We start from the raw sequence: 10,719 nt of genomic DNA, 5'->3' as shown, positions 1-10,719 counted from the left end.
CATATACGTTAAGCGGAACACTTGGAACCCTTCCTGAAAATGTTACAAATACAAAAGGTCTGAAAGCAGAGATCAAAGTTGAAGTGACGAAGAAAGAAGTTACACCTCCGGCAGAAAAAGAAGAGTATAAGATTACAGCTAAAGCAAATGATCCGAAGATGGGAACTGTTGAACTGAAGTCAGCAGACGGAAAATTCACAGAAGGAACAGAAGTGACGGCGATCGCGAAAGCGAAAAAAGGTTACGAGTTTGTAAACTGGACTGTAAACGGAAAAGAAGTTTCCAAAGATGCAGTATATAAATTTACAGCAGAAAAAGATATGGATCTGGAAGCGAATTTCCAAAAAGTGAAAGGTGAAGATTCGAATCCTGATAAAGACAGCAATAAAGGAACATCAGGAGACAATAAAGGAACATCAGGAGACAATAAAGGAACATCAGGAGATAAGGCAGTACAGACGGGCGATAAAGCAGGATCACCGGTCGTTCCGATCGCAGGATTGATGTTGGCAGCAGGAGCCGCTGTGGCAGCGCTTAGAAAGAAAGAAGACTGACGCAGTGAAGCAGATTAGTTGTCAATGTGACAATAAAATAAAAAAAGATACAGCATAATAAAAATTCCGTATCAAGATCAATTAGATCAAGATACGGAATTTTTTTGTTGTATAAATATTAAATGAAATATAAAGCTTATAAATATAAAACGGATTATTTTTCTTCGCCTAAGATATTCTGCTCTGTATTTGCGGAAGAAGAATTGTCGTTTTTATTTTCTGTATTGCGCGTTTCAGGGAGATACATACGGACGGATTCAACACGGTTTTTATCGAGCGCTTCTACAATGAGACGGATTCCGTCATCGGTGCAAACCTCGTCTCCAACCTCTGGAAGCCGGTCAAGATGTTCGATGATAAATCCGCCGAGGGAATCATAATCCTCAGATGTAAGGTTCGTCTCAAGGCGGTCGTTTACATCGTCCAAATTCATAGAACCTTCAACGATATATTCCTGATCGGAGATCTGCTTGAACATATCGTCTTCTTTTTCGTCATATTCGTCGTGGATTTCTCCGACGATCTCTTCCAAAATATCTTCCAGTGTGATCAGTCCTGCCATTTCGCCGTATTCATCAAGAACAATGGCAATGTTAAAAGTAGAGTCACGCATTTCTACAAGCAGTTCGGAAATATCTTTGTATTCATAGGTAAAATGCGGTTCACGCATAATATCGCGGATGTTAAAAGTTTCGGTCTTTTTGTCATAGAGCAGAAGATCTTTCATATTAATAATACCGACAATATTGTCCGGCGTATCTTCATAAACCGGAAGACGGGTAAATTTGTCTTCACGGAAGATGGCGATCAGCTCTTCGTAAGTATTATTTACTTCTGCAAAAGTGACATGAACACGGGGAACCATGATATCTTTTGCGTTAGCATCTCCGAGATCAAATACGTTGTAAATCATCTCTTTTTCATCAGATTCAATGACGCCGTCTTCGTGACTGACATCGACGATCGTTCGAAGTTCATCTTCCGTCATCGCTTTGGAAACTGCGTTCGGATCGACACGGAGCAGGAACATAAATGCCCGAGAAAAAAGATTGATGATAAATATGACCGGGGTTAAAATGATCATAAAAAAGCGGATGATCGGGATAAATTTTAAAGTTAATTTCTCTGCATTCAATGTAGCATAATTTTTAGGGGTAATCTCTCCGAATACGAGAATTGCGACCGTCAAAACAGCAGTGGCAATGCTGACCATGTAACCGCCGAACGAGTAGGCAAGTGAGGTTGAGATTGCCGATGCGGAAAGATTGACGATATTATTTCCGATCAGAATGGCGCTCAGCATTTTGGAAGTTTTATTTTCCGTGATATCAAGCACCATGGCAGCCCGTTTGTTGCCTGACTCTGCAAGCGAGCGAAGCCGTATTTTATTTACGGACATCAGAGCGGTCTCGCTTGATGAGAAAAATGCTGAAAGCATTAAGAGAATTATAAGTATGATTAGTTGAAAACTGTCACCAGAATCCACAGTTCTAAATTCACTCCTTTTTAAAAAATAAAATGTGCCGTATTTTCGGCATGCAAAAATATAGATACCTCATCAGTATACACTGTTTTTGGGGGATTTGCAAGGAGTGGATGCAGAAGTACTTTGTAAAGCATGGGTGCAGAAATACTTTGTAAAGCAGAAGAGTAAAGGATAACAAATCCGTTACGTTTCCCTTTACTTTGCATTAGGTGTGAATTATAATGTATCCGTATAATAAGATGATAAATCAGGAAAATAAAAATGATAAAAAAGAAAAAATAGAAATATGGAGATATTTATGGATTTATATAAAAAGTTATGCGAGATAGCAGGAGCGGATAACGTGTTAAAAGACGAGCCTATGAAGAAGCACACGACATTTCGTATCGGCGGTCCGGCAGATTATTTTATCTGCCCGACGGATATAGAAGAAATTCGCGGGATTGTATCAGTGTGCAGGGAAAACTCCATTCCGTATTATATTATGGGAAACGGAAGCAATCTTCTCGTAGGAGATAAAGGATTTCGTGGGGTTATCATACAGGTGTTTAAACAGATGAGCAAAGTATATGCAGAAGGTGATCGTGTTTATGCACAGGCAGGAGCTCTTTTGTCAAAGACGGCGGCGACGGCGTGTGAAGCGTCTCTTACAGGGATGGAATTTGCATCAGGTATTCCGGGAACACTTGGCGGCGCTCTTCGCATGAACGCAGGAGCGTATGGCGGGGAGATGAAGCAGATTGTCGAGAGTGCGGAAGTGCTTACCTCTGACGGGGAGATTTTATGTTTGACAAATGAAGAACTTGGAATGGGATATCGAACAAGTGTGATCGCTAAAAATGATTATGTGGCGCTTTCTGCAGTTCTGAAACTGGAAAAAGGAGATCAGCAGGAGATTCGTGCGAATATGGAAGATTTGAAGGAACGGCGCGTTGCAAAGCAGCCGCTTGAGTTTGGAAGCGCCGGAAGTACGTTTAAACGTCCGGAAGGATATTTTGCAGGAAAACTTATCCAGGATTCGGGAATGCAGGGTTACAGAGTCGGGGATGCGCAGGTGTCGGAGAAGCATTGCGGGTTTGTGATCAACAGAGGAAATGCAACGGCGGCGGAAGTTATGAAGCTGATGAACGATGTCGCGGATAAAGTAGAAGAAAAGTTTGGGGTTCGGTTAGAGCCGGAAGTGAGAAGGATAGGAGAGTTTTGACGATGCGTTTTGTTATCGTGACAGGAATGTCGGGAGCCGGGAAATCAACGGCGCTTAAAATGTTGGAAGATATGGGATATTTTTGTGTAGATAATCTGCCGATCCCGCTTCTGCCGCGTTTTGTGGAAATGTTTGGAAAGCCGGATGAAGAAGTGAGAAAAATTGCGCTGGGGATCGATATCAGAGGGGGACAGGACTTTGGCGGATTGAAAGATGTGCTTGACGAGATGGACGAGAAAGCAATCGAGTATGAAATTTTGTTTCTCGATGCGCAGGACGATGTGCTTATCAAGCGTTATAAGGAGACGAGACGTCAGCATCCGCTGAGTGGTTCGGGCAGAGTTGATACGGGAATCGCAAAAGAACGTGAGAAGATCATGTTCTTAAAAATGCGGGCGACTTATATATTAGATACGAGCAAGATGCTTACACGGGAGTTAAAGCTGGAGCTTGAGAAGATTTTTGTAAAGGGGCAGGATTTTTGTAATCTTTACATTACGGTTATGTCTTTCGGATTTAAGTACGGAATCCCGAGTGATTCAGATTTGGTATTTGATGTGCGCTTTCTGCCAAATCCTTACTATATAGATGAACTTAGGGAAAAGACGGGAAATGATGCCAAAGTGCAGGATTATGTGATGGAGAATGAGAAGGCAGGTCAATTTTTGGATAAGTTAAAAGACATGGTAGAATTTCTTATTCCGAATTATATTTTGGAAGGAAAAAATCAGCTTGTTATATCCATTGGCTGTACGGGCGGAAAACATCGTTCTGTAACATTGGCAAACGCGCTGTACAAAATTTTGGAAGAACAGGAAAATTACGGGGTGCGTATTGAACACCGGGATATTGAGAAAGATACAATTACAAAAAGGAAGTGAGATGATGTCGTTTTCTGGTAAGGTCAGAGCGGAACTCACAGAGAATATCAGTCCGGCAAGACACTGCAGGATCGCGGAACTGGCGGCGTTTATTGGTATGTGCGGAACTGTGTCAATCGATAGTTTTGACAGGTATCGTATCAAGATTCATTCGGAAAATGTTCTTGTTGCAAGAAAAGTCTTTACATTAATAAGAAAAACATTTAATATAAGAACTGATATCTCTGTAAGGAGAAACATTAAAAAGGAGAGTGTGTCATATTTTATAGTGATCCGAGATCATGAAGACGCGCTCAGAGTCCTTCAGGCAACGAAGATGATCGGAGAACAGCAGATAGGAACGGATGCAGTCTGCGGGTTTAATCCGCTTATAATCCATCAGGTTTGCTGCAGGAGAGCCTTTTTGCGAGGCGTATTTCAGGCAGCAGGTTCTATGAGTGATCCGAATAAATCATATCATTTTGAAATTGTATGTACGACGCCGGAGATTGCAGAACAGATCAGATCTGTTATCTGCAGTTTTGATCTTGATGCAAAGATTGTGCGTCGAAAGAAATCTTACGTTGTTTATTTGAAAGAAGGATCTCAGATAGTAGATATACTGAATGTAATGGAAGCGCATATAGCTCTTATGGAACTTGAAAATGTAAGAATCCTGAAAGAGATGCGTAATTCTGTAAACAGGAAAGTGAACTGCGAGACTGCTAATATCAATAAAACTGTGTCAGCAGCGGTAAAACAAGTTGAGGACATTACATATCTCAGAGATACGGTCGGTTTTAAAAATATGCCGGATAATTTAGTGGAAGCGGCATATGCGAGGCTGGAGCATCCGGATGCTACTTTGAAAGAGCTGGGGGAGAGTCTTACACCGCCGGTCGGTAAGTCGGGGATGAACCACAGACTGAGAAAGCTGAGTGAGATGGCGGAAAGTCTCAGGCAGAAACAAGGAGGATTATTATGATTAAGACACCTGTTGTAGTAAAGACGGAAGAAGAGTTTGACGGACGACCGATTGCACTGCTTGTTCAGGAAGCAAGCCAGTATGCAAGTACAATCTATATTCAGGTCGGAGAGAAGAACATTAATGCTAAGAGTATAATGGGCATGATGAGTCTGAGTCTTGCAGATGGGGAAGAGATTACTGTTGTGACAGATGGAGAAGACGAGCAGCGCGCTGCAGAAGGTATAAAGACGTTTTTTGCGAAAGGCAGAAAATAGGATTGAGAGGATAAAAACTAATAACGGAGGAGGGCTGTGCATTTGTGTGCAGTCCTCTCTTTTCACAATACGGGAATCCTGTAGGAAAAGGAAAATGCGGGGATTCTGACAAAGGATCAATAGAAATATAAGGATGATGATATAGTATGAAAAGAATGTTGTTTATCTATAATCCAAATGCCGGTACAGGAAGGCTGAAGCCGAAACTTGCGGAAGTTTTGGATATTTTTACAAAGGGCGGATATGAAGTGACGGCGTATCCGACACAGAAGAGATATGATGCGGTTGAAAAAATACAGGAGAGCGGCAATAAGTATGATCTGATCGTATGCAGCGGAGGCGACGGTACGTTGGATGAAACGGTGACCGGAATGCAGCTTTGTGACTGCAAAGTGCCGCTTGGCTATATTCCGGCCGGAACAACAAACGATTTTGCGACGAGTCTCGGTATACCGAAAGATATTATCGAGGCGGCGGAGACAGCAGTGAATGGAATGGTTTTTCCGTGTGATGTGGGAATGTTCGGAGATGATTATTTTGCCTACATTGCAGCCTTCGGATTGTTTACAGATGTATCTTACGCAACCGATCAGAATGTGAAAAATGTCCTTGGACATTTGGCGTATATTTTGGAAGGTGCAAAGAGAGTATTTAACATCCCTTCTTATAAAGTTAAAGTTACGCATGACGGGGAGGTGATCGAGGATGAATTTATCTTCGGTATGGTAACGAATTCCCGGTCAGTCGGTGGGTTCAAAGGAATTATAGGTCCGGAGATCGTATTTGATGATGGCGTGTTTGAAGTTACATTGATCAAGACACCGAAAAATGCGATGGAACTGAATGAACTTCTCGGCGCGATCGTAATGAAACAGCTGGATTCAAAACGAATGTATTCATTTAAGACCGGAGAGATTAAGTTTGAATCAGTGGAAGAAATTCCGTGGACAAGAGATGGAGAATTCGGCGGCGTCCATAGGGAAGTTGTCGTTAAAAATAGGAAGAGAGCTGTGCAGATCAAAGTGAGATCAGAAGTGGCAGAAGGCTTGTCTGTTAATGTCGGAAAGCAGGAAAGTAAGAAAATGCAAAAAATGTAAAAAATGTAAAAATGCGAGAAAAAATTAAAAAAATGCTTGCATATATTAAAAACATATGTTATATTTATATTCGCTGTGAGGGATACCAAACAGTGAATATAATAAGGCTCCGTGGTCAAGCGGTCAAGACGCTAGCCTCTCACGCTGGAATCAGGGGTTCGATTCCCCTCGGAGTCACTGAACGGATTCCCGGAAGTGCTTGGAAATCAAGTGCTTCCGGGTTTTTTCATGTCTATGTCCCGGAAAATGGGGGCACAAAAGGGGCAAACTATAAAATCTTTATCTCTTGGATCTGATTCTGTTCCTTCTCTTTAAGTTTCCTCGTTACATGCAAATAGATTTCTTTTGTCACCTTGTTGTCAGAATGCTTCGGCTTTCGGGATATGGTATCAATGTCAATTCCCTGCTCCATCAGAAAGGATACGTGGGTGTGCCGTTTCAAAAGAACCTGTGATATTTGCGGAGGATATCATGAAAAGGTTTATCTGATCGAGGAGTTCTTTTTATATCCCGAAAGTAGGAAAGTAGGAAATGCCATGAAAGCAGTATGCATCAAAAGCTATTATGCCAAGCGGCTGAAGAGGCAGGCCGCAGTTGGAGATGAACTATTTTAAAAAATTATAATAAATAATATAATAATAAATATTTATTATGATAATTCGGGTTATGTGAAAATGCTGATTACGAATAGTTTTCATATATAGAAAACAGGAATGTTCAATCTTTGTGAGATTGACTGCAATATAAATCGAAATTTGATTGTCTTTTTTTATGAGATAAGCTATAATGGACGCAGAGTTTAAATTAACATTTTCGGGCAGAAGCAGTTCTTTCGAAAGCTGCATATGCACGGAGAAGAGAAGTGGAGGAAAACAATATGTTAGTATCAGCAACAGAAATGCTTCAAAAAGCAAAAGCAGGACATTATGCAGTAGGACAGTTCAACATCAATAACCTTGAGTGGACGAAAGCAATTCTTTTGACAGCACAGGAGTGCAACTCTCCGGTAATCCTCGGTGTATCTGAAGGCGCCGGAAAATATATGACAGGATACAAGACAGTCGTAGGAATGGTAAACGGAATGCTGGAAGAACTTGGCATTACAGTTCCGGTTGCTCTGCACCTTGACCACGGCAGCTACGAAGGATGTATGAAATGTATCGAAGCAGGATTCTCATCCATCATGTTCGACGGATCACACTATCCGATCGAGGAGAACGTAGAGAAGACAAAAGAACTCGTTAAGATTGCTCATGAGAAGAACATGTCCATCGAGGCAGAAGTTGGTTCAATCGGCGGAGAGGAAGACGGAGTTATCGGAAAAGGTGAATGTGCTGATCCGCAGGAGTGTAAGATGGTTTCTGATCTCGGAATTGATTTCCTTGCGGCAGGTATCGGAAATATCCATGGAAAATATCCGGAGAACTGGGAAGGATTAAGCTTTGAGACGTTGGATGCAATTCAGCAGCTTACAGGCGATATGCCGCTCGTTCTTCACGGAGGTACAGGTATTCCGGAAGATATGATCAAAAAAGCGATCAGCCTCGGCGTTGCTAAGATCAATGTAAATACAGAGTGTCAGCTTGCATTTGCAGCAGCTACAAGAGAGTATGTTGAAGCAGGAAAAGACCTTGCAGGAAAAGGCTTCGATCCGCGTAAACTTCTCAAACCGGGTACAGACGCAATCATGGCTACTGTAAAAGAAAAAATGGAATTATTCGGTTCCGTAGGAAAAGCCTGAGCAGCATCGTGAGATATCCTCAGCTCGTTTTTAATAGCTGAATTTTTCAAAAAAATACTTGCCTTTTTCAGTTGGCGGAGTTATACTGACTGACATAGACATGAACAGGGGCGTTCCAGCATAGCATGGAGTGCCCTTTTTTCATAGAATAGCAGACGGATGTCTTCTATTATTATGAAGGATGTTATGAGAATCCGCCAGGCAGATAGGAATTGTAAAAAAGAGGAAACTGCGGCAGAGGGTGGATTTTTGAAAGACTTTTGATATATACATAGTATATCGTAAGAAAAAGTTCTTATATTGTTATCAGGTCAAAAGGCAGGAAGGAAAGGTGAATTATGAGTACAGAAGCAATCAACGTAGCTGAAATTTTTGGGCAGAATGTTTTCGATGATACAGTGATGCAGGAACGTTTGCCGAAAAAGATTTACAAAAATCTGAAGCATACGATCGAAGAGGGTAGGGAGCTTGATCTGGAGACAGCCGATGTTATCGCTCATGAGATGAAGGAATGGGCGATTGAAAAGGGCGCAACGCATTATACACACTGGTTTCTGCCTTTGACAGGCGTAACGGCGGAAAAACATGATTCTTTCATATCTGCTCCTCAGCCGAGCGGAAAAGTTCTCATGAGTTTTTCAGGGAAAGAGCTGATCAAAGGAGAACCGGATGCGTCTTCATTTCCGTCCGGCGGATTAAGGGCTACGTTTGAGGCAAGAGGTTATACGGTGTGGGATTGTACTTCTCCGGCGTTTATAAGGGAAGATGCAGCAGGCGCAATCTTGTGTATACCGACTGCGTTCTGCTCTTATACAGGTGAAGCGCTTGATCAAAAAACGCCGCTTCTTCGTTCCATGGAAGCACTTGATACACAGGCGCTGCGTTTACTGCGTTTGTTTGGTAATACAACTTCAAAAAAGGTGACTCCGTCTGTTGGTGCAGAACAGGAATATTTCCTTGTTGATTCTGATAAGTTTCTTCAGAGAAAAGATTTGATCTATACGGGAAGGACACTGTTCGGCGCGATGCCTCCGAAAGGTCAGGAGATGGATGATCATTATTTTGGAACGATCAGACAGCGGATCGCATCGTTTATGAAAGATGTGAATGAAGAACTGTGGAAAGTAGGCGTTACGGCGAAGACACAGCATAACGAAGCTGCTCCGGCTCAGCATGAGCTTGCGCCGATCTATGCGAAAGCAAATATTGCGGTAGATCATAACCAGATTGTGATGCAGACTCTGAAACGGGTGGCAAGCCAGCATGGAATGAAATGCCTGCTTCACGAGAAGCCTTTTGCAGGGGTAAACGGATCTGGAAAACATAATAACTGGTCGCTTATAACGGACGACGGTATCAATATGCTTGAACCTGGAAAGACGCCGCATGAGAATATCCAGTTCCTTCTTGTTCTGACTTGTATTTTGAAAGCGGTTAATAAACATGCGGAACTTCTCAGAGAATCTGCAGCAGATCCGGGAAATGATCACAGACTTGGGGCGAATGAAGCGCCGCCGGCAATTATTTCCGTTTTCCTCGGAGAGCAGCTTGAAGATGTGATCGATCAGCTTGTGAGCACAGGTGAGGCAACGCACAGTCTGAAAGGCGGGAAGCTGGAGACAAGTGTCCGTACGCTTCCTGATCTGACGAAGGATGCGACAGATCGTAACAGAACTTCTCCGTTTGCATTTACGGGAAATAAGTTTGAGTTCCGTATGGTAGGATCGAGAGATTCCATCGCATCTGCAAATATTGTACTTAATACGATTGTGGCAGAAGCTTTTGCAGAAGCATGTGATGTGATGGAGAACGCGGATGATATTCAGAAAGCGATCCATGACTTGATCAAAGAGTATGCGATTGAGAATCAGAAGATTATTTTCAACGGCGACGGATATTCACAGGCGTGGGTAGAGGAAGCACAGAGAAGAGGACTTCCGAATATCAAGTCTATGGTTGAGGCGATTCCGGCGCTTGTATCGGATAAGTCGGTAGAGCTTTTTGAAAAATTCGGAGTGTTCACACGCACAGAGCTTGAATCTCGTGCAGAGATCCGTTATGAGAATTATTCTAAAGCGCTGAATATCGAAGCTCGTACGATGATCGATATGGGAAGAAAGCAGTTTATTCCGGCGATTATCAAGTATACAAAGACATTGGCAGATACGGTGAATTCGGTGAAAGCAGCCGGTGTGGATGCGAGTGTACAGCTTGCGACTCTTGAAGAGATTACGGTGCTTCTTAAAGAGGCAAGCCGCGCACAGGCAGAGCTTGAAAAAGTAACGGAAACAGCGGCTTGTATGGAGGATGGAGCGGATAAGGCCGCTTACTATTATGAGACGGTATGCCCTGCGATGGAAGATCTGCGCGCTCCGATCGATAAGCTGGAGATGATCGTAGATAAAGAGGCGTGGCCGATGCCGTCTTACGGAGATTTGATCTTTGAAGTATAATTAGAAAAACAGTTCTTACAGGCATTCATTCAGTAAAATGGAAACAGAGGCTTTTTGAGATGACTCCAAAAGTTTCTGTTTC

Annotated in this window: 9 protein-coding genes and 1 tRNA gene; 9 read left to right on the top strand and 1 reads right to left on the bottom strand. The window is 42.5% G+C overall.

The window, feature by feature from the left end; genetic code table 11:
• Positions 1 to 554 (top strand): InlB B-repeat-containing protein (locus RCH61_RS03615; protein WP_306479900.1); only part of this gene is annotated, 554 nt, incomplete at its 5' end.
• Between the two features lie 154 nt (positions 555 to 708).
• Here RCH61_RS03615 and RCH61_RS03610 read toward each other — a convergent pair.
• Complete coding sequence (locus tag RCH61_RS03610; RefSeq protein WP_306479899.1) at positions 709 to 2,040, bottom strand: HlyC/CorC family transporter; 1,332 nt, start codon at positions 2,038 to 2,040, stop codon at positions 709 to 711.
• 298 nt (positions 2,041 to 2,338) lie between these two features.
• Between RCH61_RS03610 and murB the strand changes: the two genes are divergently transcribed.
• The 8 genes from murB (at position 2,339) to RCH61_RS03570 (ending at position 10,637) form a co-directional block, all read left to right on the top strand.
• The gene (gene murB / locus RCH61_RS03605) at positions 2,339 to 3,244 is read left to right on the top strand and encodes a UDP-N-acetylmuramate dehydrogenase (protein WP_306479898.1); all 906 of its coding nucleotides are present in this window, start codon (positions 2,339 to 2,341) and stop codon (positions 3,242 to 3,244) included.
• Positions 3,245 to 3,246: 2 nt separating this feature from the next.
• Positions 3,247 to 4,125 carry an RNase adapter RapZ gene (rapZ, locus tag RCH61_RS03600; protein WP_306479897.1) on the top strand — a complete coding sequence of 293 codons (879 nt, stop codon included), beginning with the start codon at positions 3,247 to 3,249 and terminating at the stop codon, positions 4,123 to 4,125.
• Positions 4,126 to 4,129: 4 nt separating this feature from the next.
• The gene (gene whiA / locus RCH61_RS03595; protein ID WP_306479952.1) at positions 4,130 to 5,089 is read left to right on the top strand and encodes a DNA-binding protein WhiA; all 960 of its coding nucleotides are present in this window, start codon (positions 4,130 to 4,132) and stop codon (positions 5,087 to 5,089) included.
• Positions 5,086 to 5,346 (top strand): HPr family phosphocarrier protein, encoded by a 261-nt coding sequence (locus tag RCH61_RS03590; protein WP_306479896.1) that lies wholly within the window; start codon positions 5,086 to 5,088, stop codon positions 5,344 to 5,346. The genes whiA and RCH61_RS03590 overlap by 4 nt, the downstream gene beginning before the upstream one ends.
• A gap of 146 nt (positions 5,347 to 5,492) precedes the next feature.
• Entirely contained in the window at positions 5,493 to 6,443 is a 951-nt protein-coding gene (locus RCH61_RS03585; RefSeq protein WP_306479895.1) for a diacylglycerol/lipid kinase family protein, read from the top strand.
• A gap of 105 nt (positions 6,444 to 6,548) precedes the next feature.
• Positions 6,549 to 6,620: transfer RNA gene (locus tag RCH61_RS03580), tRNA-Glu, on the top strand.
• A gap of 700 nt (positions 6,621 to 7,320) precedes the next feature.
• A complete protein-coding gene (fba, locus tag RCH61_RS03575; RefSeq protein WP_178006531.1) occupies positions 7,321 to 8,184 on the top strand; it encodes a class II fructose-1,6-bisphosphate aldolase in 864 nt (287 codons plus the stop codon).
• A 338-nt stretch (positions 8,185 to 8,522) separates the two neighbouring features.
• Entirely contained in the window at positions 8,523 to 10,637 is a 2,115-nt protein-coding gene (locus RCH61_RS03570; protein ID WP_178006530.1) for a glutamine synthetase III family protein, read from the top strand.
• Positions 10,638 to 10,719: the final 82 nt, after the last annotated feature.

Origin of the sequence: Mediterraneibacter sp., from assembly GCF_030825015.1 — a bacterium.
Classification (GTDB): Bacteria; Bacillota; Clostridia; order Lachnospirales; family Lachnospiraceae; genus Mediterraneibacter.
The sequence above is the reverse complement of the archived record's forward strand: the minus strand, read 5'-3'. Positions and strand labels throughout refer to the sequence as shown.

Coding starts and splice junctions, on each gene's coding strand:
- RCH61_RS03585 (WP_306479895.1), top strand. CDS start 5,493: ATGAAAAGAATGTTGTTTATCTATAATCCAAATGCCGGTACAGGAAGG.
- RCH61_RS03570 (WP_178006530.1), top strand. CDS start 8,523: ATGAGTACAGAAGCAATCAACGTAGCTGAAATTTTTGGGCAGAATGTT.
- fba (WP_178006531.1), top strand. CDS start 7,321: ATGTTAGTATCAGCAACAGAAATGCTTCAAAAAGCAAAAGCAGGACAT.
- whiA (WP_306479952.1), top strand. CDS start 4,130: ATGTCGTTTTCTGGTAAGGTCAGAGCGGAACTCACAGAGAATATCAGT.
- murB (WP_306479898.1), top strand. CDS start 2,339: ATGGATTTATATAAAAAGTTATGCGAGATAGCAGGAGCGGATAACGTG.
- rapZ (WP_306479897.1), top strand. CDS start 3,247: ATGCGTTTTGTTATCGTGACAGGAATGTCGGGAGCCGGGAAATCAACG.
- RCH61_RS03590 (WP_306479896.1), top strand. CDS start 5,086: ATGATTAAGACACCTGTTGTAGTAAAGACGGAAGAAGAGTTTGACGGA.